Annotated in this window: 25 protein-coding genes, 2 tRNA genes and 1 other RNA gene; 16 read left to right on the top strand and 12 right to left on the bottom strand. The window is 67.9% G+C overall.

Translation table 11 applies throughout. The annotated features are described in order from the left end of the window. Nucleotides 1-43: 43 nt before the first annotated feature. Both EZE58_RS16755 and aceE read right to left on the bottom strand, forming a co-directional pair. Complete coding sequence (locus tag EZE58_RS16755; RefSeq protein ID WP_063250479.1) at nucleotides 44-1,243, bottom strand: helix-turn-helix domain-containing protein; 1,200 nt, start codon at nucleotides 1,241-1,243, stop codon at nucleotides 44-46. Between the two features lie 119 nt (nucleotides 1,244-1,362). Then, nucleotides 1,363-4,125: a pyruvate dehydrogenase (acetyl-transferring), homodimeric type gene (aceE, locus tag EZE58_RS16750; protein ID WP_009375622.1), complete on the bottom strand. Its 2,763-nt coding sequence runs from the start codon at nucleotides 4,123-4,125 to the stop codon at nucleotides 1,363-1,365. Nucleotides 4,126-4,398: 273 nt separating this feature from the next. Between aceE and EZE58_RS16745 the strand changes: the two genes are divergently transcribed. From EZE58_RS16745 to EZE58_RS16735, 3 genes are read left to right on the top strand one after another with little or no spacing between them, the layout of a single operon-like run. Next, entirely contained in the window at nucleotides 4,399-4,842 is a 444-nt protein-coding gene (locus EZE58_RS16745; RefSeq protein ID WP_009375624.1) for a DUF3052 domain-containing protein, read from the top strand. Continuing rightward, a complete protein-coding gene (locus tag EZE58_RS16740) occupies nucleotides 4,839-5,306 on the top strand; it encodes a redoxin domain-containing protein (RefSeq protein ID WP_009375626.1) in 468 nt (155 codons plus the stop codon). Before EZE58_RS16745 ends, EZE58_RS16740 begins: the two co-directional genes overlap by 4 nt. A gap of 13 nt (nucleotides 5,307-5,319) precedes the next feature. Then, nucleotides 5,320-5,724, top strand: coding sequence for an HIT family protein (locus tag EZE58_RS16735; RefSeq protein WP_009375628.1), 405 nt, complete (start codon nucleotides 5,320-5,322; stop codon nucleotides 5,722-5,724). 6 nt (nucleotides 5,725-5,730) lie between these two features. On the opposite strand, the gene EZE58_RS16730 is transcribed toward EZE58_RS16735, so the two are convergent. Both EZE58_RS16730 and EZE58_RS16725 read right to left on the bottom strand, forming a co-directional pair. Continuing rightward, nucleotides 5,731-6,486, bottom strand: a complete 756-nt coding sequence (locus EZE58_RS16730) for a MerR family transcriptional regulator (RefSeq protein ID WP_009375630.1) — start codon at nucleotides 6,484-6,486, stop codon at nucleotides 5,731-5,733. 114 nt (nucleotides 6,487-6,600) lie between these two features. After that, nucleotides 6,601-7,755 (bottom strand): PLP-dependent transferase, encoded by a 1,155-nt coding sequence (locus tag EZE58_RS16725; protein ID WP_227007072.1) that lies wholly within the window; start codon nucleotides 7,753-7,755, stop codon nucleotides 6,601-6,603. A 154-nt stretch (nucleotides 7,756-7,909) separates the two neighbouring features. Here EZE58_RS16725 and EZE58_RS16720 point away from each other — a divergent pair, with 154 nt between their 5' ends. Then, on the top strand, nucleotides 7,910-8,383 hold the full coding sequence (locus EZE58_RS16720; protein WP_009375635.1) for an Lrp/AsnC family transcriptional regulator: 474 nt from the start codon (nucleotides 7,910-7,912) through the stop codon (nucleotides 8,381-8,383). Here EZE58_RS16720 and EZE58_RS16715 read toward each other — a convergent pair. Further along, nucleotides 8,341-9,183 carry a helix-turn-helix domain-containing protein gene (locus tag EZE58_RS16715; RefSeq protein WP_100227349.1) on the bottom strand — a complete coding sequence of 281 codons (843 nt, stop codon included), beginning with the start codon at nucleotides 9,181-9,183 and terminating at the stop codon, nucleotides 8,341-8,343. The genes EZE58_RS16720 and EZE58_RS16715 overlap by 43 nt on opposite strands. Before the next feature lie 81 nt (nucleotides 9,184-9,264). Between EZE58_RS16715 and EZE58_RS16710 the strand changes: the two genes are divergently transcribed. Next, nucleotides 9,265-10,269, top strand: coding sequence for an ABC transporter substrate-binding protein (locus EZE58_RS16710; RefSeq protein ID WP_040341002.1), 1,005 nt, complete (start codon nucleotides 9,265-9,267; stop codon nucleotides 10,267-10,269). 47 nt (nucleotides 10,270-10,316) lie between these two features. Beyond that, on the top strand, nucleotides 10,317-10,751 hold the full coding sequence (locus tag EZE58_RS16705; RefSeq protein WP_009375644.1) for a DUF1801 domain-containing protein: 435 nt from the start codon (nucleotides 10,317-10,319) through the stop codon (nucleotides 10,749-10,751). Nucleotides 10,752-10,782: 31 nt separating this feature from the next. Here the strand turns inward: EZE58_RS16705 and EZE58_RS16700 are convergent, their stop codons facing one another. Further along, nucleotides 10,783-11,145, bottom strand: a complete 363-nt coding sequence (locus EZE58_RS16700) for a cupin domain-containing protein (RefSeq protein ID WP_009375645.1) — start codon at nucleotides 11,143-11,145, stop codon at nucleotides 10,783-10,785. A gap of 115 nt (nucleotides 11,146-11,260) precedes the next feature. Then, a tRNA-Pro gene (locus EZE58_RS16695) sits at nucleotides 11,261-11,337 on the bottom strand. An 82-nt stretch (nucleotides 11,338-11,419) separates the two neighbouring features. Here EZE58_RS16695 and EZE58_RS16690 point away from each other — a divergent pair. The 7 genes from EZE58_RS16690 (at nucleotide 11,420) to EZE58_RS16660 (ending at nucleotide 16,312) form a co-directional block, all read left to right on the top strand. Next, a complete protein-coding gene (locus EZE58_RS16690; RefSeq protein WP_009375646.1) occupies nucleotides 11,420-11,908 on the top strand; it encodes a TetR family transcriptional regulator in 489 nt (162 codons plus the stop codon). Nucleotides 11,909-12,019: 111 nt separating this feature from the next. After that, nucleotides 12,020-12,096: transfer RNA gene (locus EZE58_RS16685), tRNA-Val, on the top strand. 285 nt (nucleotides 12,097-12,381) lie between these two features. Then, nucleotides 12,382-13,011 carry a hypothetical protein gene (locus tag EZE58_RS16680; RefSeq protein WP_040341004.1) on the top strand — a complete coding sequence of 210 codons (630 nt, stop codon included), beginning with the start codon at nucleotides 12,382-12,384 and terminating at the stop codon, nucleotides 13,009-13,011. A gap of 81 nt (nucleotides 13,012-13,092) precedes the next feature. Next, entirely contained in the window at nucleotides 13,093-14,061 is a 969-nt protein-coding gene (locus tag EZE58_RS16675) for a DUF5996 family protein (protein WP_040341006.1), read from the top strand. 93 nt (nucleotides 14,062-14,154) lie between these two features. Next, complete coding sequence (locus EZE58_RS16670) at nucleotides 14,155-14,631, top strand: ion channel (protein WP_009375652.1); 477 nt, start codon at nucleotides 14,155-14,157, stop codon at nucleotides 14,629-14,631. Beyond that, the gene (locus tag EZE58_RS16665; RefSeq protein WP_131247606.1) at nucleotides 14,628-15,839 is read left to right on the top strand and encodes a chloride channel protein; all 1,212 of its coding nucleotides are present in this window, start codon (nucleotides 14,628-14,630) and stop codon (nucleotides 15,837-15,839) included. Before EZE58_RS16670 ends, EZE58_RS16665 begins: the two co-directional genes overlap by 4 nt. A gap of 143 nt (nucleotides 15,840-15,982) precedes the next feature. After that, nucleotides 15,983-16,312: a nuclear transport factor 2 family protein gene (locus tag EZE58_RS16660; protein ID WP_009375656.1), complete on the top strand. Its 330-nt coding sequence runs from the start codon at nucleotides 15,983-15,985 to the stop codon at nucleotides 16,310-16,312. On the opposite strand, the gene EZE58_RS16655 is transcribed toward EZE58_RS16660, so the two are convergent. Continuing rightward, a complete protein-coding gene (locus EZE58_RS16655; protein ID WP_009375658.1) occupies nucleotides 16,296-17,657 on the bottom strand; it encodes a solute carrier family 23 protein in 1,362 nt (453 codons plus the stop codon). The two genes, EZE58_RS16660 and EZE58_RS16655, sit on opposite strands and share 17 nt — an antisense overlap. 99 nt (nucleotides 17,658-17,756) lie before the next feature. Continuing rightward, nucleotides 17,757-19,298, bottom strand: a complete 1,542-nt coding sequence (locus EZE58_RS16650) for a fatty acyl-CoA synthetase (RefSeq protein ID WP_051995476.1) — start codon at nucleotides 19,296-19,298, stop codon at nucleotides 17,757-17,759. 79 nt (nucleotides 19,299-19,377) lie between these two features. Here EZE58_RS16650 and EZE58_RS16645 point away from each other — a divergent pair, with 79 nt between their 5' ends. Continuing rightward, nucleotides 19,378-20,211 carry a Nif3-like dinuclear metal center hexameric protein gene (locus EZE58_RS16645; protein ID WP_040341008.1) on the top strand — a complete coding sequence of 278 codons (834 nt, stop codon included), beginning with the start codon at nucleotides 19,378-19,380 and terminating at the stop codon, nucleotides 20,209-20,211. A 13-nt stretch (nucleotides 20,212-20,224) separates the two neighbouring features. Then, nucleotides 20,225-20,953 carry a hypothetical protein gene (locus EZE58_RS16640; RefSeq protein WP_009375664.1) on the top strand — a complete coding sequence of 243 codons (729 nt, stop codon included), beginning with the start codon at nucleotides 20,225-20,227 and terminating at the stop codon, nucleotides 20,951-20,953. Nucleotides 20,954-21,010: 57 nt separating this feature from the next. Here EZE58_RS16640 and yaaA read toward each other — a convergent pair whose 3' ends face one another. Continuing rightward, nucleotides 21,011-21,787 (bottom strand): peroxide stress protein YaaA, encoded by a 777-nt coding sequence (gene yaaA, locus EZE58_RS16635; protein WP_009375666.1) that lies wholly within the window; start codon nucleotides 21,785-21,787, stop codon nucleotides 21,011-21,013. 116 nt (nucleotides 21,788-21,903) lie between these two features. Between yaaA and rnpB the strand changes: the two genes are divergently transcribed. Beyond that, an RNA gene (gene rnpB, locus EZE58_RS16630) (RNase P RNA component class A) lies at nucleotides 21,904-22,270 on the top strand. 47 nt (nucleotides 22,271-22,317) lie between these two features. Here the strand turns inward: rnpB and EZE58_RS16625 are convergent. Both EZE58_RS16625 and EZE58_RS17530 read right to left on the bottom strand, forming a co-directional pair. Then, nucleotides 22,318-22,719: a HEPN domain-containing protein gene (locus tag EZE58_RS16625; RefSeq protein ID WP_009375668.1), complete on the bottom strand. Its 402-nt coding sequence runs from the start codon at nucleotides 22,717-22,719 to the stop codon at nucleotides 22,318-22,320. Next, nucleotides 22,719-23,174, bottom strand: coding sequence for a nucleotidyltransferase domain-containing protein (locus EZE58_RS17530; RefSeq protein WP_346773194.1), 456 nt, complete (start codon nucleotides 23,172-23,174; stop codon nucleotides 22,719-22,721). The genes EZE58_RS16625 and EZE58_RS17530 overlap by 1 nt, the downstream gene beginning before the upstream one ends. Nucleotides 23,175-23,304 lie beyond the last annotated feature (130 nt).

The raw sequence follows: 23,304 nt of genomic DNA, 5'->3' as shown, positions 1-23,304 counted from the left end.
TCGTTCGACGTCGCTGTTCAATCTAGTGGATGGTCCAAGTCGCCTATGGCATTTTGTCGCCGTTCGACAATAGCCCGGCATCTGACAGTCGCCCGTACACCAAGGCGATGTGGATGACGAAGGCGTCACGGGAGACCGTGGGATCGAGGCCGATCGCCTCGGTGATCTTCCGCAGGCGGTAGCGCACGGTGTTGGGGTGCACGGAGAGCGCCTTGGCTGTGGCCTCGAGGGACGAGCCGAACTCGACGTAGGCGCTCACGGTCTTGAGCAGCTGACCCGTCCCCGTCGTCAGCGGCTCGTAGTAGCGGGAGATGAGTTCGCCCAGCGCCACGGTGTCCCCGGCCAGCGCACGCTCCGGAAGGAGTTCGTCGGCCTTGACCGGGCGTGGTGAGTCGGGTCGGGCGGTGGCGGCTTTGAGTGCTCGGATCGCCGCCTTCGCCGAGGTGGCCGCTTCGGCGAGGCTCGGAACGCTGGGTCCGACGATGACCTCGGAGGGGCCGAAGCAGTCCGAGAGGTCCTCGACGGCCGTGTCGAGGTCGCCGACGCCGCCGAGGACGATGAGGAGGCGGTTGTCGTGGACGCCGACGAGGGCGTCCTCGGCCCATTTGCGGGCCTTGCGGCGGATGACTTCGATGCCTTTCTTCGCCGAACGCTGTGGGGCGCGGCCGACGAGGACGGTCACGGGCTCCTCGGACTGCCAGCCGAAGGCCGCGGTGCGGCTGGCGAGTTCGTCGACGGAGTCCCCGCGGACGAGGGCGTCGACGACCATCGCCTCGAGTCGGGCGTCCCAGCTTCCGCGGGCTTCGGCGGCCCGGGCGTAGACGTCGGCGGCGGCGAAGGCGATCTCGCGGGAGTAGATGAGCACGGCCTCCCGCAGCGCCGACTGTTCGGCGGTGCGGGCGATGTCGGGCACCCGCTCCTCGACGACCTCGACGACGACCTTGAGCAGCTGGAGGGTCTGCTGCAGGCTGATCGCGCGGATGAGGTCGCGGGGCGCTGATTTGAAGATCTCGCTGACCACCCGCAGATCGGTGTCGGGGTGGCGGTACCAGTCGATGAAGGAGCTGATGCCCGACTGGGCGAGATGGCCGACCCACGAGCGGTCGGAGGGCGCCATCGAGCGGTACCACGGAAGCCGGGCGTCGAGCCTCTGCAGGGTGACGGTGGAGAGGACTCCGACCCCTGCCCGCAGGCGTCGTCCTGTCTCTGCGCGACGGCGCAGCGTCTCGGTGTCCGAACTCATGGACTCCAGCTTAAAGCCTCGGCGACAAATCCCTTGTCCGCAACGCACAAAACTTCGTGAGATACGACAAATGCGGCCGGAGTCGCATCGACTCCGACCGCATCGGTCTCAGCTGATGATCAGGCGCCGGCGCCCTCCGTGGAACCGGTGGATCCGGCACGCGGATCGTCGAGCTGGTACTTCTTCGCCGCCTCGGCGGCCTTCTCGATCGGGATCACCCCGGTGTCCGCGAGCGAGATGAGCGCCTGGGTGGCCATCGAGGGACCGTCGACGAGGTAGTAGCGACGAGCCGCGGGACGGGTGTCCGAGATCGCGTAGCCGTCGGTGCCCAGCGACGTGAAGTGGTTGGGCACGTACTGGCGGATCTGGTCGGGCACCGCACGCATGAAGTCCGAGGTCGCGACGACGGGGCCGTCGGCGTCGAGGAGCTTCTCCGTGACGTACGGGATGCGCGGTTCGGCCTCGGGGTCGAGCAGACGCTCGTCATCGGCGGCGAGGCCGTCGCGGCGCAGCTCGGTCCACGAGGTCACCGACCACACATCGGCTGAGACGCCCCAATCGGCATCGAGGAGCTCCTGGGCCTCGAGTGCCCACGGCACACCGACGCCCGAGGCCATGAGCTGGACCTTCGGCCCGCCGTTGTCCGGGCCCTTCTTGAGCAGGTACATGCCCTTGAGCAGGCCGTCGACGTCGAGGTCCTCGGGTTCGGCCGGCTGGACCATCGGCTCGTTGTACATCGTCAGGTAGTAGAGCACGTTGGGGTCGCGACCGTCGTCGGAGCCGTACATGCGCTGGAGGCCGTCCTTGACGATGTGGGAGATCTCGTAGACGTAGGCCGGGTCGTAGGAGATCACCGAGGGATACGTCGACGAGAGCAGATGCGAGTGTCCGTCACCGTGCTGGAGTCCCTCGGCCACGAGCGTCGTGCGACCGGCGGTGGCGCCGAGGACGAAGCCGCGGGCCATCTGGTCGCCGGCGGCCCAGAAGAAGTCGCCGGTGCGCTGGAAGCCGAACATCGAGTAGAAGATGTAGAACGGGATCATCGGTTCGCCGTGCGTGGCGTACGACGTTCCCACCGCCGTCAGCGCCGCCGTGGCGCCGGCCTCGTTGATGCCGACGTGGAGGAGCTGTCCGTCCATCGCCTCCTTGTAGGCGAGGAAGAGGTCACGGTCGACGGAGATGTAGTTCTGCCCGTGCGGGTTGTAGATCTTCGCGGTCGGGAAGAACGAGTCCATGCCGAAGGTGCGGGCTTCGTCGGGGATGATCGGCACGATGCGCTTGCCGAACTCCTTGTCGCGCATGAGGTCCTTGAGGACACGGACGAAGCCCATCGTCGTCGCGATCGTCTGCTTGCCCGATCCACGGCGTCCGGCCTCGTAGGTCTTGTCCCCGGGCAGGGCGAGATCGACGTAGGTGCTGCGACGTTCGGGGGAGTACCCGCCGAGGTCGGCGCGACGCTGCTGGAGGTACTTGATCTCCGGGGCGTCGGGTCCCGGGTGGTAGTACGGCGGCAGCTTCGGGTTCTCCTCGAGCTCCTTGTCCGAGATCGGGATCTGGAAGTGATCACGGGCGAGCTTGAGGTCGTCGATCGTCATCTTCTTCATCTGGTGCGTGGCGTTGCGCGCCTCGAAGTGGGGCCCGAGCGAGTAGCCCTTGACGGTCTTGACGAGGATGACGGTCGGCTGACCGGTGTGCTCGAACGCCGCCTTGTAGGCCGCGTAGACCTTGCGGTAGTCGTGGCCGCCGCGCTTGAGCTGCCAGATCTGCTCGTCCGTGTAGTCCTCGACCATCGCCTTCGTCCGCGGGTCACGGCCGAAGAAGTTGTCGCGGACGAAGCCGCCCGACTCGCCCTTGTACGTCTGGTAGTCGCCGTCGGGGGTCTCGTTCATGAGGTTGACGAGGGCTCCGTCGCGGTCCTTGGCGAGCAGGGCGTCCCATTCGCGGCCCCACACGACCTTGATGACGTTCCATCCGGCGCCGCGGAAGTAGGCTTCGAGCTCCTGGATGATCTTGCCGTTGCCGCGGACCGGTCCATCGAGGCGCTGCAGGTTGCAGTTGATGACGAAGTTGAGGTTGTCGAGCTCCTCGTAGGCGGCGACGTGGAGCATGCCGCGGCTCTCGGGCTCGTCGAGCTCACCGTCGCCGAGGAAGGCCCACGTCTGCTGCTGCGAAGTGTCCTTGATGCCCCGGTTGTGGAGGTACTTGTCGAACTGAGCCTGCGCGATCGCGTTCATCGGGCCGAGCCCCATCGAGACCGTCGGGTGCTCCCAGAAGTGCTCGAGCTGGCGCGGGTGCGGGTACGAGGGCAGACCGGCGGGCTTGCCGTCGATGAGGTGGGACTGCTGCTGGCGGAACCCGTCGAGCTCCTCGGCGCTCATCCGGCCCTCGAGGAAGGCACGGGCGTACATGCCGGGGGAGGCGTGGCCCTGGTAGAAGATGTGGTCGCCGCCGCCGGGATGGTCCTTGCCGCGGAAGAAGTGGTTGAGGCCGACCTCGTAGAGGGTGGCGGAGGAGGCGTAGGTCGAGATGTGTCCGCCGACCTCGATGCCGGGCCGCTGTGCACGGTGGACGACCATCGCCGCGTTCCAGCGGTTCCACCGACGGTAGCGGCGTTCGACCTCTTCGTCGCCGGGGAACCAGGGCTCGTTCTCCGGCCCGATCGTGTTGACGTAGTCGGTGGCCGTGAGGCTGGGCACCCCGATCTGCTTCTGCCGGGAGCGTTCGAGCATCCGCAGCATGACATAGCGTGCACGGGTGCGCCCGCCTTCGTCGATGAGGGAGTCGAGAGAGGCCAACCACTCCTCTGTCTCCTCCGGATCGATGTCGGGCACCTGGCTGGGCAGGCCGTTGAGTATCGGTCCGCCCTGATTCCGATTGTCCACGGTGTGGTCCTCTCTTCGCTCCACGACCTGCACAGGTGGTCAGGCCGCGTTCTGCCCGGAGGAGTGGGGATCGGATCGGATCGGATCGGTCCCAGGGTCCACCGGATTCACTCATCAGCGTAGTACGCGCAGGCTTTCTTCGCTCATCCGTCCGCTTGTGATCTCTCTGACGGACCCGGGGGCCTCGCCTCGGGGCTCGCGAGACCGACGTTCGGCAGGTTCAGGGGCGCGCCGACATTTGCGCCCCGGCCACTGGGGCGGAACAATGAGAGCATGAGCAACTCCGCTTCTGAAAGGACATCGTCCACTTCGACCCTGGCGACCGAACTGGGACAGAATCTCGGTCTCGAGTCAGGGGACTACGTGCAGGAGATCGGCTACGACGACGACGTCGATCTGCAGCTGTGCCAGGCGATCGAGACCATCATCGGAGAGAAGATCGCGGACGGGGACGTCGACGACGTGTTCGACGTCATCCTCATGTGGTGGAGGGCCGACGACGACGACCTCATCGACGGCCTCGTCGATGCGCAGGTCACCCTCAAGGACGGCGGCGTCGTCTGGCTGCTCACGCCGAAGGCGAGCCGGCCCGGACACATCACCCCCGCCGAGATCTCCGAGGCCGCACCGACTGCGGGCATGCACGTGACCTCGACCGTGAGCGCGGCCGAGGACTGGGCGGGCTTCCGCCTCGTCGGCAAGAAGAACTACTCATGATCCTGGGGCCCGGCGATGCGGCCCCCGACTTCTCCCTGTCCGATCAGTTCGGACGGGACCTCCACCTCGCCGAGGCGGCCCGCCGCGGCCCGGTCATCCTCGCGTTCCTGCCCTACGCCTTCTCACCGGTGTGCGGGGACGAGATCCGAGCCCTCCAGGAGATCCAGGACGATGCGGACGCCGGGGGTGTCCCGCTCACCGTCATCGCGGTGACCGCCGATGCGAAGTACACGCTTGCGGCCTGGGGCGCCGAACGCGGGGTCTCCCTGCCGATCGGCTCGGACTTCTGGCCCCACGGCGAGGTCGCCCGTGCCTACGGGGTCTTCGACGAGGAGCACGGCGTGGCCGAACGCGGTGTGTTCGTCATCACAGCAGACGGTACGATCGTCAGTGGCCGACAGGTCGCACGCACGGAGACCCGTGACTTCGCGATCGAGGCCCGCACCGCCGCCGCCAACGCCTGAGGAGGACCGCACCATGGCCACCATCTTCACGAAGATCATCAACGGCGAGATCCCTGGCACCTTCGTCTACGAGGACGACGAATGTGTGGCCTTCCTCGACGTCTCCCCGCTCACCGACGGCCACACCATGGTCGTCCCGCGTGCCGAGATCTCGCAATGGACCGACCTCGACGAGGGCCTCCTCGACCACCTCATGAACGTCGCCCGCCGGATCGGTCGGGCGCAGAAGGAGGCCTTCGACTGCGAGCGAATCGGTCTGATGATCGTCGGCTACGAAGTCCCGCACGTCCACATCCACGTGTGGCCGACGACCTCGATGGCCGACTTCGACATCTCCGACCGCGCCCCGATGCAGGACGCGGAGATGCTGGCAGGACCCGCCGAGAAGATCCGGCAGGCCCTGGCCCAGCAGTCCTGATCTGCGTCAGCTCGCGTCGAGGTAGGACACGAGCGCGTCGCGGACGAACTCGGCGCCCCGCTGCCCGCCGTACGCGGCGGCGAACCGCGGGTCGGCGACGTACATGTCCGCAAGTCCGCGAACGTAACCGTCTGTGTCACCGTCGGGATCCGCTGCCGGAGTGCCCGGCACCGAGGACAGCCACTGAATGTGGCGGCGGGAGAGATCCCTGGCCTCGGGCGAGTCCGGGGCCACCCCCGCCTCGGCGGCCTGGGCCCAGTCGGCGGAAAGGTCACGGACCCGGGCCTGCCAGTCGGCCCGCTCGCTCGCGGTCATGCCCGTCCACCATTCCTCCGAGGTCTCATAGGCGCGGTCTCCCCACGTCTGCCGGACCTCGTCTTCGTACTTCCGATGGTCGAAGCCATCGAACATCTCCTCTGCCATGAGAGGCTCACCTGCCTTCATTCTCTCGATCGTCGCGGTGACGGCTCGGATCTGCCTCGTCAGGCGCGCTCGCTCGCGTCCGAGCGAGCGCACATGTTCATCGAGGGCGGCGATCGGGTCCGCGGTGCTCTCGAGCACCTCGGCGATCCGGGGCAGCGGCAGTCCGAGGTCCCGCAGCAGCAGGATCCTCTGGAGGCGGACGAGGCTCGCCTCGTCGTAGTGCCGGTTGCCGTTCGCCGTCCGCGATGACGGAGGCAGGAGGCCGATCGCGTCGTAGTGACGCAGGGTTCGACTCGTCGTCCCCGTCAGCCGCGCTGTTTCCTGTATGGACCAGTCCATGTCGACCAGCCTAGAAGTTGACGTCGCGTCAATGTCAACAGTGCGGGACGGGTTCGCGGTCGATGCCGGACCGGCGGCAGAGCCTCAGGCTGCAGAGCCTCAGGTGGCAGAGACTCAGGCAGCGGCGCGGACGGAGTCGAGGGCGGAGAAGAGGTCCTCGGCGAGATCGTCGATGTGCTCGAGGCCGACCGAGAGGCGGACGAGTCCGTCGCCGGGCTTCGCATCGGCGGTGACCGGGCGGTGGGTGAGCGATGCCGGGTGCTGGATGAGGGTGTCGGCGCCGCCGAGGGAGACGGCGTGGACGACGAGGTCGCAGGCCTCGACGAATGCGCGGGCCGCCTCGAAGCCGCCGGCGACCTCGAGGGCGATCATCGCGCCCGGGCCTGCCATCTGCCGGCCGAGGAGGCCGTGGGGATCCTGCCCCTCGAGTCCCGGGTAGTGGACGGCGGCGATCGCCGGGTGGGCGCTCAGGCGCTCGGCGAGCTGAGCTGCCGTGGCCTGAGCGGCGCGCATCCGCACCCCGAGAGTGCGCAGACCGCGGTGGAGGAGGTAGGCGCCCATCGGGTGGAGGAGTGCGCCGGTGATCGCGCGGACCTGGCGCAGGCGCATCGCCCACTCGGAGTTCGTCGCGATGATCCCGCCCATCGCATCGCCGTGGCCGCCGATGTACTTCGTCGCACTGTGGAGGACGAGGACGGCACCGTGGCGGATCGGGCGCTGGAGGACCGGGGTGGAGAACGTGTTGTCGACGAGGACGGGCACGGATCCGGCTTGCGCGACGACGGCGTCGAGGTCGACGAGGTCGAGGCTCGGATTGGCCGGGGTCTCGACGATGACGAGACCGGTGTCCGCCTGGATCGCCTCGGCGATGGCGTCCTGGGTCGTCCACGTCACGGTGGTGCCGAGCAGGCCCGAGTCAAGCAGGTGGTCGCTGCCGCCGTAGAGGGGGCGGACGGCGACGATGTGCGGGGTGCCTGCGCTCACGGCGGCGAGCAGGGTCGCAGTGAGCGCCGCCATGCCCGTGGCGAAGGCGACGGCCTCCTCGGCCTGTTCGAGGTCGGCGAGCGCGGATTCGAAGCGGGCGACGCCGGGCTGCCACAGGCGCTGGTAGACAGCGGAGTCGCCGTCGCGCAGCGGATGACCGGTGGCGAGCCATTCGTAGGACTCGCCTCCGGTGTCGATGTCGCCGACAGGGTTCGTCGTCGAGAGGTCGATCGCGGGGACGTGGACGCCGGCGTCGGTGAGGCCGTCCATGCCGCCGTGGACCATGAGTGTCTCGGGGTGGAGGTGGGATTCGGGGTGGAGTGAGGTCATGCCAGCATTCAAGTCATCTCTGCGGTCAACCGCAATGGATCCTCACGAATCTGCGAAGAACACGTTTCTCATCACAGAAGCTCCACCGAGGTGTGGGAGACTGTGAGGCATGTCGCAGAAAGTCGAACTCGATGATGTCGATCTCCGTCTCCTCCGCGCGCTGCGGAGGAATGCGCGGGCCTCGGGCTCGGCGCTGGCCGCCGAGGTGGGGATCTCCGAGTCGACGGTGTCGCTGCGCCTCAAGCGCCTGCGCTCCTCGGGAGTCATCCGCGGTTTCAGCGTCGACATCGACACCTCGGCGCTCGGCATTCCGCTCCAGGCACTCATCTCGATCCGGCTCGCCCAGCACGATCGCGCAGAGATCGACGCCTTCACCGCGGCGGCGCCGAAGTTCCCCGGGGTCGTGCGGATGTACCACATGGCCGGGGCCGATGACTATCTCCTCCACATCGTCGCCCCCGACACCGAGGCCGTGCAGTCCTTCGTCCTCGACTACCTCACCCGGTACCCGGCGGTCGCACACACGCGCACGAACCTGATCTACCGGGTCGAGGATGGTACGCAATGGCTGCCTGAGGGCTGAAGGTGGGCACCGGAGACCCGCCAGGCGTCGATCGCCTCGGCGAGGCCCTTGGCGAGGACGGTCCGCGGCAATCCTGTGCACCGACCGGCTGCCTTGATGAGTCCGTCGGCGCTCTCATATCCCACGGCGCGAGCCGACGTCCGGTGCGAGGCGCCCGCCCGCAGATGGCGCATAGCCGTGTTGAGCCGGGCCCGGGTGCGCCAGCCGACATAGCTCATCCCGAGATCGGCGCGGAACCGGCGCTCGAGATGCCGGGGGCTCACCGCCTTCGCCCGGGCGAGATCGGCCAGGGGCAGGTGCAGGGCGAGCGGGTCGGTGACGATCGCGGTGATCAAGGGGTCCGAGGATGAGGGGATGGGGAAGGCGTCGACGATGAGTTCGCCGAGGCGGGCGTCGAGTGCGGTGCGGAACCGGTGCTTCTCGGCCTCCGTGCGCGGGGACGTCGCGAGGATGAGCAGGGCCAGCTCGTGGATCTCAGGGGAGGTCCGCACCTCGAGGGCGCCCCCGGGAGGGTCGAGGGTCACTCGGGGGCCGATGAGAATGCTCTCCCGGCGGACCGTCACCGCATGGTCGACGTGCGCGCGCAGCCACAGGCCGGCGCCGGACCCGACGGAGATCGTCTCGGGCGGCGCACCACCTCGGCGATGGACGGCGATGTCGACCGGCCCGCTGACGACGTGGACGAGGAGGGGATGGTCGTGGGCATGACGATCGTGGCCGACGAACGTCACCGGACCCGACAGCGGACGGGCCGGGGTCGCAGGGCGGAGCAGAGTCTGTCGGGCTGGTCGCGGAGTCATGTCGCCTTTGTCGAAGTCGGGACGTCAGGTTTGGTTAGCCTTGGCTATGTTCCCAATCGTAGCCGTCCGCAGAGGTCTCGCATGTCTCCACTGTCCCGTTCGTCCCTTCGCCGCGGAATCACCGCTGCCGCTCTCACCGGTGCCCTTGTCCTTCTCAGCTCCTGCGGGTCGTCGGGCTCGAGTGCGGACGCGGGGCCGGCGCAGACGCGCACGGTGACGACCGCCGAGGGTCCGGTCGAAGTCCCCGTCGATCCGCAGCGGATCGTCGTGCTCAACTACGCCCTCGCCGGCTACCTCTACGACATCGACGAGCCGGTCGTCGCGACGACCCCGGAGGTGACAAACACCGACGGAGAGTACTCGGAGTTCTGGGATGAGAAGGCAGAGGCTCAGGGAACGGAGTTCCTGCCGTGGAGCAACGACGGATTCGATCTCGAGGCGGTCATCGCCTCCGACCCCGATCTCATCATCGCCGGCGGGCTCGGCTTCCCGGGCAAGCATGCCGCGGATTCGTACGACCGTCTGCAGGAGATCGCGCCGACGGTGATCGTGTCCGGGGACAGGCAGACGTGGCAGGATCAGTTCGCGTTCATCGCCGGTGACGTCCTCGGCAGGCAGGATGACTACGACGGCTTCGTCCGCGATTATGAGAAGGGGGTCGCCGAGGTGAGGGAGAGCATCGAGGTGCCCGCAGGGGAGGTCTCGTTCCTCACCCTCGACAAGCCGGAGAGCCCATACATCCTCATTGAGGGCAAGAGCCTGTCGGCCGAGCTCGCACCGCTCGGCTTCACGACCGCCCCCTTGTTCGAGCGCAACGACATCGACCCCTATGTCGCCGGCGGCGACATGTTCGGCCCCTCACTCGAGACGCTGCCCGACGTCCTCGATGCGGACACCGTCTTCGTCGTCGGGTTCAACAGCCCGAAGATGACCGTTGCGGCGCTCGAGGACCGCGCCCCGTACGACCGGGTGCCCGCGTTCGAGACGGGCCAGGTCTACGACCTGCCGTACTGGGCGCTGCGTGCCGACTACGACGAGTCGCGGGCGCTCCTCGACCTCATCGAGAACATGTTCGCGAAGGCGTGAACCGCGCATCGGCTGACAGGAGGGGCCGCCTCGGCGATAATCGGGGCATGGCCGAACAGAAGACGAAGCCCACCGACGCCGATGTCGGGGCGTTCATCGACGCGGCGACCCCCGCGAAGCGACGCGAGGACGGCAAGCGCCTGGCGGAGATCTTCACCGAGGTGACCGGGGTCGACCCGGTGATGTGGGGTCCGTCGATGGTCGGGTACGGCGAATACCATTACCGATCGCCGGTGAATCCGCGCAATCACGGGGTGTGGCCGAAGACGGCGTTCTCACCGCGGAAGGCGCAGCTCTCCCTCTACGGGCTCAAGGACCTGCCCGAAGGGGCCGCGCTGCTGCCTCGGTTGGGGAAGTACACCGAGGGCGCAGGATGCGTGTACGTGAGGAAGCTCGAGGACATCGACGAGGGTGTCCTGCGCAGGCTCATCGCCATCGCCTTCGCGCGGGAGGACGATCCCGAACCTGGCGCAGCTCACTGAGGCAGGCTCAGCTCACTGAAGTGGGCTCAGCTCACTGGGGCGGGGCGATGCCGATGCTCAGCCCGGGTTTGCGCTGGTGGACCGAGAGGTAGCTCAGTCCGTGCTCGCAGGCGGTGAAGGCTCGGGGCGTGCGGCGCGGGAGCCAGACGATGGCTCCGGGGGAGAGGGCGATGTCCTCGTCGTCGGTTGCCAGCACTCCGGAGCCGGAGATGACGTGGATGAGGACATCGAGGGCCGGGCCGTTGTGCCGGTCGATGGTGTCGCCGGGAGTGAGGGCGATGATGTTGGCATCGAGGTCGCGGGCGGGTGAGTCGAGCCTCCAGGCCGAGCCGGATGCCGGCGGCACTCGGGCGAAGTCGGTGGAGTCGGCGACGCGGCGAGGGGTCTCGGTCATGGCAGGTCCTTCCGTTCGCCCCGCCGGGATCGGTCGAAGCTCGACGATGCTGGTGAGAGCGGGGCAGAGATGAAAAAATCTCGGGCCGTCGCACTGCGATGACCCGAGATCTCACTGGTCGGGATAGCGGGATTTGAACCCACGACCTCCTCGTCCCGAACGAGGCGCGCTACCAACCTGCGCCATATCCCGTGACCAGCAACTACTATAGCGAGGGGAACGCATTCTGAGAAATCGAGTGCGCCCCGGAACGAAAAATGAAAGGAACGTCTCATTGCCGCTCAGTGCTGAGAGCATCACGACGACCGCACTCGACGTGCTCTCGCGCTACGGATTGGGCGATCTGTCGATGCGGCGGCTCGCCCGTGAGCTCGATGTCCAGCCGTCCGCGCTCTACTGGCATGTGAAGAACAAGCAGGACCTGCTCGTCCTCATTGCCAAGCAGATCTGCGCCGAGGTCGACGCCCGGTGCCCGGCGAGCGCCGATCCACTCGTCGCCACTCTCGCGCTGCGCGATGTGCTCCTGCGGTTCCGCGACGGCGCCGAGATCGTCATGCTCGGATATTCACTCGCCCCCGAGGACGTCACCCCGGCGGCACTGAGCCCGGACCGGTTGGGGGCGACCGCCTCGGCGGGGGTGATGGCTCACGCCCTCGGTGCGGTCGCGATCGAGCAGAACCGGGCCCTCTTCGAGGTGGCCGATGAGACGGCAGGGGAGCGCTTCGCCGAGGTGGCGGCAGGTCTTCTGCGCACCCCGGCCTGACCGCGGGGTCGGGGACTCTGTCGGTGAGGGCGCGACGTCCCGGCTTGTGCGGCTGCCCACGGAGGATTCGGAGGCCTCTGCCGCGTATGGCATACTGAACTCGCACGTTCGGGGCCTATAGCTCAGTTGGCTAGAGCATCTCGCTTACACCGAGAGGGTCGGGGGTTCGAGTCCCTCTGGGCCCACCACGCAGACCACACGCTCGACCTGGTCGCCCACTCCTCCCAGAGCTTTCGACAGTCGTCAGCTCCCCGCGCCATGCCGGTGAGCCCAGCCGTGATTGAATGAGCACCATGTCCAGACAGCGAGCCGCGAATCCGTCTGATCGTCGGGCCGCGGTCGTCGCTCTGGCCGAAGCCGCACCGACCTGGGAGCCGCGCGATTGGTGGAGGCTCGAAGGCCTGGCCTGGGCCGGAACGAAACGCGTCCCCCTCGCCTTGGCGCAGGTGGCGCCTCCGACCACACTTCATGCGATGGCTCCTCCCGGTCGTCCGACCCTCCTGACCGTCCTCAACGGCATCTGGATCATCGCCGCCTTCGTCGGCGGTATCGTCCTCCACATCTTCGGTCTCGCCCTCATCGCCGGGCCCCTGCTGCGCGGCGACGGCGACGTCGTCGACCTCAGATGGGGTGGCCTCTGCTTCGCCGCGGCGGCAGCACTCGCGCTCGTCGATCTGGTGCGCAGCGCCTCCCGGCCTGACTTCGGCGAGGGGTCATCCATCGTCGCGGTGCTCTACCTCGTCCCGGCAGTCCTCGCTCTCATCGCGATCGCTGCAGCGGCTGCGACCGGGTCACCCATCCACGGATGGATCGGCATCCTCGGCGTCATCAGCGGACTCGCCATCGGCCTCATTACCTGGTTCGCCTCTGCCCGGGCACGTCGCACCGGTCACCCAACACCGCTGGAGCGCCTCGAACGAGCCGTGGCGGGCACGCCTCCGACGACCCGCGACCGCGTGCTCGCCGACATCCGCGCCGGCGTCGACGTCCTCGCCTGCCGAGAGCTCATCAGCGTCGCCGTCGCGGACCGGGCACGATCCGTCGAACCCGGCCACCTGGGACTCACCATGGCACCTCAGGTCGCGTCGCGCCCGCAGGGTTGACGCCTCCGTCACGCACCTTCTAAGTTGATCGCACCTCCCCGTGCCGACGATGGCATGGCACACGAAGAGATCAGGTGAGCGATGGCATCATCAGCATGGCCCGCATTGCGCGTCGACGACTGGACGGAGACACGCGAGTGCCTCCACCAGTGGCTGCAGATCGTCGGGAAGATCGAACTCGTCTCCACCACGCTCATCAACCACTGGTGGAACGTCACCTTCGACGTCAGCGCCCGCGGACTGCGCACCCAGATCCTCATGCACCAGAGCGAGCGCACCTTCGACGCCGAATTCGACTTCATCGACAGTGTCTTCGTCCTCCGGGCGAGCACCGGCGATACCGAGACAGTCCCTCTGACCTCGCAGTCGGTCGCCGACTTCTACCATGCGGTCATGGCCGCACTGCTCAAGCTCGGCGTGCCCTGCACGGTGTGGGCCTGGCCGAACGAACTGCCGCACGCGACTCCCTTCGCCGAGGACACCCGCCCCCGCACCTACGACCCTGAGTCCGCGCGCCTGTGGTGGCGGCAGCTGCAGCGGATCGAGAAGGTCTTCGCCTACTGGCGGGCCGGGTTCGCCGGAAAAGCCAGTCCCGTCCAGCTCTTCTGGGGCTCGATGGACCTCTCGGCGACCCGGTACTCGGGACGGACGGCACCGCCGAGCCACGCCGCACCCCCGAACTGCCCACCCTGGGTGATGGCCGAAGCCGAAGACCGGGAGAACGTCGCCGTGGGATTCTGGGCCGGCGGCAGCGACGAGGGATCGTTCTATGCCTACGCCTATCCGGCACCCGAAGGCTACTACGACGGCACCCTCACCGCCGGCGGATACGATTCGACGCTGGGGGAGTACCTCCTGCCCTACGCCGATGTCCGCACCGCCGCTGACCCCGAGGCGACGCTGCTCACCTTCCTCGACGAGGTCTACGCACGCGCCGCCGACCTCGCCCACTGGGACCGCAAGGACCTCGAGGTCGACCAGGACCGGCTCATCAGATATCTGCCCCCTGCCGATCTCTCAGCCCACGACCACGGTGCGAATCCCGCCTAGCGGACCCCGCAGCGTGCGTACAATTAACGTGTGAACGGCACCCCCTCCGACGATCATCCCCCTCCCCGCCGACTCCGACTGAGATCGGCCCGTATGCGCGTGCTCGCAGCAATGCTCGGCCCGGTCGCTGTCCTTGCGCTCTACTTCACCGTGCCCCTGGCCAGCTCCGAGATGGGCGCCGTCGGGCGAATCATCGCCACGGCCGCAGCGCTCTCAGTGCTCGGCTTCGCCCTGCTGTGGCTGCGCCGGCACGACACGAACCTTCCTCTGCTCATCCTCCTCTTCGTCCTCGTCGCCGCGATCTTCTCGGCGGTCTTCTTCGTCATCGCCATCAACCGTCCCGGTGAGTTCGACGGGATCACCACCCGCATCGACGCGCTCTACTTCACGCTGACGACGATGACGACGACCGGGTACGGCGACATCACCGCCGTCGGGCAACTCGCGCGGGTTCTCGTCTCCGCGGTCTTCGTCTTCGACCTCGTCTTCCTCGGCCTCATCGCCGCTGAGCTCTCCCGACTCATGTCCCGCCGACGCCGAGGCGGCGCTGACCCCGAAGACGCACCGTGAGGACCCGATTCGCCGGGGTGACCGGGCGGCTCGCCCTTCTCGCCCTCGTCTACGGGGGCATCGCCGGTCTCGTCGCCGCGCTCGTCTTCGCCGGCATGACCTGGTTGCAGGAGATCGTCTGGGGTGCGTCGGGGGCACTTCTCGGGGAATCCCCGCTGCAGATCGTGCTCACCATCCTCCTCGGCGGGATCCTCCTCATCGTCCTCGACCGTGCCGCCCCGACCGAAGACCTCCAGACCCTGCTCGAGCAGTCACGTGACCCGGATGCCCTGCCTCGGCGGGCGGTGGCGACGACCGCGCTCTCAGCGATCGTCGCCGTCGCCTTCGGGGGAGCGATCGGCCCCGAAGCCGGCATCATCGCCGTCGTCGCCCAGCTCTCGACGATCGTCGCGCACCTCATCGGGGAGGACGTCGAGATGCGGAAGATGATCGGGCAGGCCGGAAGTGCCGGTGCCCTCGGCGGGTTCTACGGGTCACCGCCGGGAGCTGCGGCCATCGACGGGGACGAACTCGGTCCGGGCAAGGCCCTGCAGTTCGCCGCTGCCCTCGCCGGTTTCTTCGTCTTCCTCGGGGTGACGAAACTCGTCACCGGGGGAGGCGGCGCCCAGATCACCCTGCCGCCGATCGACGCGGGCTACTCGGATCCGTGGCTGCTCGGAGTCGCCGTCGTCGCGGCGGCGGCCGGTCTGGCCTTCCGCGGACTCCACCACGGGCTCGAGCGCCTCGTCGGCCGGCTGCGTCGACCGTGGCTGATCATCGGCCTCGGCACCATCGTCTTCGGCCTGCTGGCGGCGGTCGTGCCCCTTGTCCGGTTCTCCGGGCACCACGAGCTCCACGATCTCCTGGTCCTCACCGAGACCGGAGCGTGGGCGACGCTCCTCGTCGTCGCTGTGGCGAAGATCCTCGCCGTCGCCGTGTGCCTGGCCAGCGGGTGGAGGGGCGGCGAGTTCTTCCCGCTGGTCTTCATCGGCTCCGCGATCGGCGGGGCCGTCGCCGTCGGCGTCCCCGGACTCGAGATCGGTGCCGCCATGGCCACCGGCATGGCCGCGACCGTCGCCGTCGGATGGAAGCGCCCACTCGCCGTCCTCCTCATCCTCATCCTGCTCATCGACATCCCCGTGGCACTGCCGCTCATCATCGGCGCCGGCGTCGGATTCTTCGTCAACCTCCTTGGCCGAAAGCGCCCGGTCGAGGCCGAAGCGGCCTGAAGGCGCAGACCATCCGACTGCCCTGGCAGATCCCACCGAATCGCGTCTGCCTGTTGTCATCGGCAGGATATGTTGCCATGATCACACCAGGTGCGTGGGATCCCCACACCGCCGTGCACCACCCACGCAGGAGGACAACGCCCATGGCCACCTCAGATCTCGCCGCACAGTTCCACACCGCGCTCTCGAACGGCGACGCCGACACTCTCGCCTCCCTCGTCACCCCAGACGTCACGTTCTCCGGCCCGCTCGCCCGAGCCTCGGGAGCCGAGGACGTCGTCAAGGGCCTGACCGAGATGGGCGCGATGACGACGTCTGACGATGTCGCCGTTCAACTCGCCGACGACGACAATGCCCTCACCTGGTCGGTGCTCAAGACCACTGTCGCCCCGTCGACGCCGGCCGCCACCTGGCTGCGGTTCGAGGGCGGGAAGATCGCGGAGATCCAGACGGTCTTCAACGCCGGTCGGTGACCTCCGGCTGGCCCGCCTCGGGGGCGGAGTCGGGGATCGGTGCCGTGCCCCGCCACTTCGCGATCGCCCGCATCACCTGATAGATGACGATCGCCGAGGCGGTGCCCAGAGCGATGCCCGCGAACTCGAGTCCCGCCGGGGACCACGTGTAGTTCGCGATCGCGACGATGAGCGAGACGGCAGCGGTGTTGAGGTTGATGGGGTTGGAGAAGTCGACGCGGTTCTCCGCCCAGATGCGCACGCCGAGGAGGCCGATCATCCCGTAGAGGACCGTCGCCGCTCCGCCGAGGACGCCCGGAGGGATCGTCGCGATGATCTCGCCGAACTTCGGCAGCAGGCTGAGGATGAGGGCGATGATCGCTGCACACAGATAGGCGGCCGTCGAGTAGATCTTCGTCGCTGCCATGACGCCGATGTTCTCCGCGTACGTCGTCGTCCCCGACCCGCCGCCGGCTCCGGCGATCGTCGTCGCCAGGCCGTCGGCGAAGAGCGCGCGCCCGGTGAGTCCGTCGAGGTCGCGGCCGGTCATCGCCGCCACCGACTTCACATGCCCGATGTTCTCCGCGACGAGGACGAGGACGACGGGCAGGAAGAGCCCGAGGTAGCCGAGGTCGAAGGCCGGGGCATGGAAGGTGGGCAGCCCGACCCATGCGGCGGTCTCGACGGTCGAGAAGTCGACCTCGCCCTGGACGAGTGCGGCTCCGTACCCGATGAAGACGCCGATGAGGATCGAGAGTCTCCCGAGCATACCTCTGAAGAGGACGGAGGAGACGATGATGGCGGCGATCGTGATCACCGCGGTCAGAGGTGCCTGCTGCACCCAACCCCATGCGGCGGGGGCGAGGTTGAGCCCGATGAGGGCGACGATGGAGCCGGTGACGACCGGCGGCATCGTCACTTCGATCCACCGCACCCCGGCGAAGTGGACGACGATGCCGACGAGGGCGAGGGTGACCCCGACGGAGATGATCCCACCCTGGGCGAGCGCCATCGCCGAGGGGTCGAGCTTCTCACCCGAGGTCGCGGCGAAGCCGGTGACTGCTCCGATGGGGGCGAGGAGACCGAAGGACGAGCCGAGGTAGGACGGCATCATCCCCTTGGTGATGAGCAGGAAGAGCAGGGCGCCGATCGCGGTGAAGAACAGCGTCGTCGACGGCGGGAACCCGGTGAGCAGGGGGACGAGGAACGTCGCACCGAACATCGCGACGACGTGCTGAGCGCCGATTCCGATCGTCCTCGGCCAGGTCATCCGCTCCTCGGGGAGGACGATCTCCCCGGGCCTGATCGACTTCCCGTCGCCGTGGAGTCGCCACGGCCACCCCTTGATGCTGTCCTCAGCTCTCATCCGCAGCCTTCCCATCTCCGTGCGGCCAGCACTCTGGCCCTAGTGCAGTGTATGCGAGGCCGGGCACCGTACCGCGCCCACCGCCGAAGCGGTGTCCGGTCACGCCTCGCGGAGGGAGCGCTTGAGGATCTTCCCAGCGGAGTTCTTCGGCAGCTCGGAGACGAACGCGACCCGTTTGGGCACCTTGAACCCGGCCAACCGGTCCCGGACATGGGCGATGACGTCCGCCTCGGCGATCTCACCGGCATCGTCGCGGACGACGACGAACGCCGAGATCGCTTCGATCCACTTCTCGTCGGCGATGCCGACGACGGCCACCTCGGCGACTCCGGGCATCTCGAAGATCGCGTCCTCGACCTGTCGGCTGGCCACGAGCACCCCGCCGGTGTTGATGACGTCCTTGACCCGGTCGACGACCTCGACGAAGCCGTCCGCGTCCATCCGCACGAGGTCCCCGGAGTGGAACCATTCTCCGTCGAACGCCTCGGCGGTCGCCTCCGGCTTGTCCCAGTAGCCCGAGCACAGCTGCGGGGAACGGTAGAGGATCTCCCCGAGCTCACCGGGGGCGACGTCGTCACCGGCGGCGTCGACGACCCGCGTCTCGACGAAGAGCACGGCGCGACCGGCCGATCCCGGGTGGTCATCGTGCTCCTCAGGTCGCAGCACCGTGCACAGCGGACCGAGTTCGGATTGGCCGAAGCAGTTGTAGAAGCCGAGCTCCGGAAGGCGCTCACGCAGCTTCGTCAGAACCGGACCCGGCATGATCGATGCCCCGTAGTACGCCTTGCGCAGGCTCTCGAGGTTGCGGGTCTCCAGCTCCGGCCTGTTGGCCAGCGCCACCCACACGGTGGGGGCGGCGAAGAACGAGTTGATCTGCCGCTCCTCGAAGAGGGCGAGCAGGTCACCGGGCACGGGCGCGGGGACGATGATGTTGTGCGCGCCGACGGCGAGCAGAGGGAGGAGGAAGACGTGCATCTGCGCCGAATGGTAGAGCGGCAGGGCGTGGACGGCCCGGTCGTTGCCCGCGAAGTCGAGGCTGGTCAGGCACGAGAGGTACTCGTGGACGAGGGCGCGGTGGGTCATCACCGCGCCCTTCGGCGCTGAGGTCGTCCCCGAGGTGTAGAGGAGTTGCGCGATGTCGGCGTCGGTGACGTCGAATTCGCCCGAGGCGGCAGGGTCGATGTCGCTCGCCGAGGCGGGGCCGAGAAGCGAGGACAGGGTCCGCACCTGCCCTGCCGCACCCGAGGGCGTCGCGTTCACCGCCTCGATGAGGTCGTCGTCGGCGAAGACGATCTCGGCCCCGGAGTTGGCGAGGATGTAGTCGAGTTCGTCACCGGTGAGCTGGAAGTTCACGGGCACGTGGATGAGTCCGGCCCGTGCGCACGCGAGGAAGAGGATGAGGTAGAGATCGGAGTTCTTCCCGTACGCGGCGATCCGGTCGCCCTTCGCCGCACCGAGGGCGAGGAACTCGCGGGCGACCGCGGTGACCGCGGCGTCGAGGTCGGCATACGACCACGCGCGGTCGGAGAACTCGACGGCGGTCTGTGTGGCGAAACGGCCGGCGCTGCGGGCGATGATGTCGGCGACGGTCGAGCACACGGGCTTCACTGGGAGCGTCGTCGGTGACGCGTGAGTGCTCATGGTGCCAATCTAGCGGCCGACGACCTCGGTGAGAAGATTCGTCGCCGAGGAGCGGGGGAGCATCGACTAGGGTGGGCGTATGAGGTATCCGACGGTGAGTGAGTGCGTGGACGTCTTCGACTCCCTGTGGCCGCCTGACCTGGCCGAGGACTGGGACACCGTGGGTCTGGCCGTCGGGGATCCCGACGCCGAGGTGCGTTCAATCCTCCTCGCCCTCGACCCGACGGATGCCGTCATCGCCGAGGCGGTCGTCCTCGGCGCCGATCTCCTCTTCACCCATCATCCGCTCATGCTCCGACCGGTGAATTCGGTGAGCGCCGGCACCCTCAAAGGCGGGGCCGTGCACACGCTCATCACCAACGGGATCGCCCAATTCAACGCCCACACGAACGCCGATGCCGCGGTCGGAGGCGTCTCCGATGTCCTCATCGAACTGACCGGAGTGAGCGATTCCGCACCCCTCGTCCCCGACCCCGCCGCACCGCAGCGCGGCATCGGACGGGTCGGCGACCTCGGGGAGGCGACGACCGTGCGCGACATCGCCCGCACACTGGCCGAGCGTCTGCCGCGGACGACGACGGGGGTGCGCATCGCGGGCGACCCGGCCGCCGCAGTCACTCGTGTCGCCGTATGCGGCGGAGCGGGCGATTCCCTCTTCGATGCCGTCCGGTCCAGCGGTGCCGACGTCTACATCACCGCTGATCTCCGTCACCATCCGGCGACGGAGGCCCTCGACACCGCCAATCGCGCCGAGGCGCGGCCGCAGCTCATCGACGTCTCCCACTGGGCCTCGGAGGCCGTGTGGCTGGCGGCGGCACGAGCAGAGCTCGAAGCGGAGTTCGAGCAGCGCGGACTCTCGGTCGCCCTCCAATCGTCTGCAGTCAACACCGATCCCTGGGTCGAACGCTACTGAAAGGGACGTGACCATGATCCTCACCGCCGCTCAGCGCACCGCACTCGACTCACTCATCGATCTCACCGCACGGTCGCGGGCTCTGCGACACGAACATGACTATCCCGTCGACGCCCCGAAGCTCCAGGAGCTCATCGACCGGCACAAGGCGCTCGGAGCGGAGCGGGACGGTGTTGCGAAGGTCATCGCCGGCCTCGAGGCCGAGACGGCCGAACTCACCGCGGCCATCGACAAGCAGACGGCGCAGATCACGAAGAAGACGGACGAACTCAACGACGGCACCGGCCTGACCAGCCGCGACCTCGTCCACCTGCAGGAGGAGATCGCCGCCCATGAGGGCCGTGTCGCCGAATTCGAGGAGACCGAGCTGGCGACGATGGAGCGTCTCGAGGCCGTGCAGGGCGAACTCGCCCGCGTCGAGGCCGACATCACCGCGGTGACCGCCGAGGGCAAAGCCACGCAGACCGGGATCAAGGAGCGCAAGGCGGCGCTGGCTGAAGAGCTCGACGAGCTCGGCAGCCAGGAGGCGCAGCTGAAATCGGATCTGCCGCCCGACCTCGTCCGGCGCTTCGAAGCCAATGTCGCTCAGGGTGGTCCGGGGGCCGCGATCATCGCCGGCCCGCACTGTCAGGCGTGCGGTCAGGAGATCAGCGGGATGACCTGGCACGAGTGGCTTGCCGAGGACGTCAACGAGGTCCACGCCTGCGAGGAGTGCGAGGCCGTCCTCCTGCGCAGGGGGTGAGCGGGCGCTGCGCTGCGAACGCCGAGGTGTGGGCTCAGTCGACGCTGTAGGGCTGGCTCAGTCGCGGAGGACGATCGTGAGCCCCGCCGGCCGTGACCTGGTGGCGGCCGCGAACTCGACCTCGTAGTGCTCGCCTGCCCGCTCGACGAGGGCGTTGATGTCCGCCGGAAGTTCGCGTTCGTCGCGGAGCAGTCGGCCGACGAATTCGCCCCGGTAGAACTTCGCCCAGTGGGAGACGACGCTGCGCTTGGCACCGGTGTCCTTGACCGCTCCGAGCGTGACGACCTGGCTGTTCGGTCCCGGCCACGCGGCGCGGTAGTCGCTCGAGCGGCAGTCGAGGACGACTTCCTCGGACCCGACGGAGAACGACTTCGCGAGGATCGGCTTCCACCACGTCGAGAGGCGACCGAGCTGCCCGAGGTCGGTTTTCATCGCCAGCCGGTACGCGGGAATCGGGTCGAGGCCATTGACCTGGCCGAAGACGGCGGAGAAGACATGGACGTCGCGCAGGCGCTCGGCCATCGACGCATCGGCCTCGGCGGCGGCGACGAGGTCGGCGGCCCCCATCGCCTCGTAGAGGACACCGGTGTAGGTGAGCAGTGCGGGAGCGCACGGCTGGAAGTCGATTGTGACGTTGCGGGCGACATCCTCGGTCAGCGAGGCCCCGACTCCGAGAGCGGTGAGTGCATCCCGACGCTTCGAGACCTTCTTCAGGGCCCCGAGGACCTGCTTGCGCTTGGGGTTGAGATCCGGGGACGACAGCGCCGTAAGGTCGAGCGGATCGCCGGTGGCCGGCGGGGTCTTGCCTTCGGACGGCGGGAGGAGGATCTTCACGCCTCCATCGTATTCGGCGGCCCGGACACGCAGCGAAGCCGTCCATGTCGGATTGGTCACGGGCGGCGGCGACTCGGTGCCGGGGCGGGCGCGCGCGGGTAGACTGACCTGTGAGGACAGGTCACCAGACGGCCGCGGCCCTATGGGCTGAGGAACGTCCGGGCTCCGCAGAGCAGGATGGTGGGTAACACCCACCCGGGGCAACCCGCGGGCAAGTGCAACAGAGAGCAGACCGCCTGTCGACCGCGTCGGCAGGTAAGGGTGAAACGGTGGTGTAAGAGACCACCAGAGTGCCGGGTGACCGGTGCTGCTGGGTAAACCCCATCCGGAGCAAGATCAGACAGACGGCGTTCGAGGCTGCTCGCCGAGCCGTCGGGTGGATCGCTTGAGGCCGGTGGTGACATCGGTCCCAGATAGATGGCCGTCAGTCGAGGAGGGTGACCGACTCGATGACAGAACCCGGCGTATCGGTGGCCTGTCCTCACTCACATCCGGGCCGCAGCGCTGAGCCGATGCCCTGTTGCCTGTGGTCAGCGCCGCAGCACCACAATGTCCTTCGCCGTCGCGACAAGGGTGCGCGCCCGTCGCACCAGCGTCTCTGCTTTTGCCTCAGACATGAGGCCGGTCCCGTACTCGATCTCGCTCTTTGCGGAAACGAGTTGTCGCAGGCACCGTTCGGCGTCGGCGGCAACGGCCCGACTCCCAAGCACGTCGCGCAGTTCTCGGGCTGCGCGAGAATGGTCCTTCGCCTTTCCTGTCGTTCCTGAAAGCGCAGTGACGAAAGCGTCTTTGGCGCAGATTCCAGCATGGACGGCGTCACCGCCGGCTACGGTGAGGCGTTCCAGAACGAGGTTGTCCTCCGCCGAGTCCAGGTACTCCTGCGCCTTTCGCAGGAACAGCCGAGCGGAATTCTGCTGTTCCGACCGCGCCATCAGCCGACCCGCGGCTCGCGATGGGGGAGGGCACCGACGAGCGGAATGCCGTCACGAAGGATATCCCTGACGACGGGTTCGCCTCGTCTGACTGCCGCGTCAAATTCCTCCGGCGTGAAGACGAGAACGTCACATGGGTTGCCCATGCCGGCGTGCACGTGCTGAGCCAGACGGCCGGATTCGTCCCAGTCACTCGAGCCGATGACGGCAAGATCGATGTCACTGTCGGCGCTCGCTGCTCCGGTGGCTGTCGATCCGAAGAGAATGACCGCGTCGACAGCAGTCGTGTCGATGTGCGCTTCGATGACCTCGGTCAGCATGCCGACAGGATCGACGAGCCTGCGGAGCGAGGGCACTGTTGCATGGTCTTCGTTGATCGAGTAGATGATCGACGGCCCCACCGTCGTCTGCTCGACGATTCCCAGCTCGACTAACGCTTTGAGCGCCTGCTGCACAGACCAGAGGCTGTGGTCACCGTCGAGAAGCGAGTGGACCCTGCGACCCGTCGGGTGGGCGCCGGTCCGTAGGAGGAGAGCGAGCACTGCGCCGCGTGCGCCGGTGATCAGTCCTCCGAAGGGCTCGTCG

This window comes from Brevibacterium sp. LS14, from assembly GCF_012027885.1.
GTDB classification, from domain to species: Bacteria; Actinomycetota; Actinomycetes; order Actinomycetales; family Brevibacteriaceae; genus Brevibacterium; species Brevibacterium casei.
Note: the sequence above shows the minus strand (reverse complement) of the source record. Positions and strands in the feature narration are given on the sequence as shown.

What these genes read in the sequence shown, in the direction of transcription:
- EZE58_RS16730 (WP_009375630.1), bottom strand. Translation starts at nt 6,486, where the DNA reads ATGGACTGGTCCATACAGGAAACAGCGCGGCTGACGGGGACGACGAGT.
- EZE58_RS16680 (WP_040341004.1), top strand. Translation starts at nt 12,382, where the DNA reads ATGGCTCCTCCCGGTCGTCCGACCCTCCTGACCGTCCTCAACGGCATC.
- EZE58_RS16715 (WP_100227349.1), bottom strand. Translation starts at nt 9,183, where the DNA reads ATGACTCCGCGACCAGCCCGACAGACTCTGCTCCGCCCTGCGACCCCG.
- EZE58_RS16755 (WP_063250479.1), bottom strand. Translation starts at nt 1,243, where the DNA reads ATGAGTTCGGACACCGAGACGCTGCGCCGTCGCGCAGAGACAGGACGA.
- EZE58_RS16740 (WP_009375626.1), top strand. Translation starts at nt 4,839, where the DNA reads ATGATCCTGGGGCCCGGCGATGCGGCCCCCGACTTCTCCCTGTCCGAT.
- EZE58_RS16660 (WP_009375656.1), top strand. Translation starts at nt 15,983, where the DNA reads ATGGCCACCTCAGATCTCGCCGCACAGTTCCACACCGCGCTCTCGAAC.
- EZE58_RS16625 (WP_009375668.1), bottom strand. Translation starts at nt 22,719, where the DNA reads ATGGCGCGGTCGGAACAGCAGAATTCCGCTCGGCTGTTCCTGCGAAAG.
- EZE58_RS16700 (WP_009375645.1), bottom strand. Translation starts at nt 11,145, where the DNA reads ATGACCGAGACCCCTCGCCGCGTCGCCGACTCCACCGACTTCGCCCGA.
- EZE58_RS16725 (WP_227007072.1), bottom strand. Translation starts at nt 7,755, where the DNA reads ATGGTCCACGGCGGCATGGACGGCCTCACCGACGCCGGCGTCCACGTC.
- EZE58_RS16745 (WP_009375624.1), top strand. Translation starts at nt 4,399, where the DNA reads ATGAGCAACTCCGCTTCTGAAAGGACATCGTCCACTTCGACCCTGGCG.
- EZE58_RS16710 (WP_040341002.1), top strand. Translation starts at nt 9,265, where the DNA reads ATGTCTCCACTGTCCCGTTCGTCCCTTCGCCGCGGAATCACCGCTGCC.
- EZE58_RS16735 (WP_009375628.1), top strand. Translation starts at nt 5,320, where the DNA reads ATGGCCACCATCTTCACGAAGATCATCAACGGCGAGATCCCTGGCACC.
- EZE58_RS16645 (WP_040341008.1), top strand. Translation starts at nt 19,378, where the DNA reads ATGAGGTATCCGACGGTGAGTGAGTGCGTGGACGTCTTCGACTCCCTG.
- EZE58_RS16650 (WP_051995476.1), bottom strand. Translation starts at nt 19,298, where the DNA reads ATGAGCACTCACGCGTCACCGACGACGCTCCCAGTGAAGCCCGTGTGC.
- EZE58_RS16670 (WP_009375652.1), top strand. Translation starts at nt 14,155, where the DNA reads ATGCGCGTGCTCGCAGCAATGCTCGGCCCGGTCGCTGTCCTTGCGCTC.
- EZE58_RS16640 (WP_009375664.1), top strand. Translation starts at nt 20,225, where the DNA reads ATGATCCTCACCGCCGCTCAGCGCACCGCACTCGACTCACTCATCGAT.
- EZE58_RS16655 (WP_009375658.1), bottom strand. Translation starts at nt 17,657, where the DNA reads ATGAGAGCTGAGGACAGCATCAAGGGGTGGCCGTGGCGACTCCACGGC.
- EZE58_RS16675 (WP_040341006.1), top strand. Translation starts at nt 13,093, where the DNA reads ATGGCATCATCAGCATGGCCCGCATTGCGCGTCGACGACTGGACGGAG.
- EZE58_RS16720 (WP_009375635.1), top strand. Translation starts at nt 7,910, where the DNA reads ATGTCGCAGAAAGTCGAACTCGATGATGTCGATCTCCGTCTCCTCCGC.
- EZE58_RS16705 (WP_009375644.1), top strand. Translation starts at nt 10,317, where the DNA reads ATGGCCGAACAGAAGACGAAGCCCACCGACGCCGATGTCGGGGCGTTC.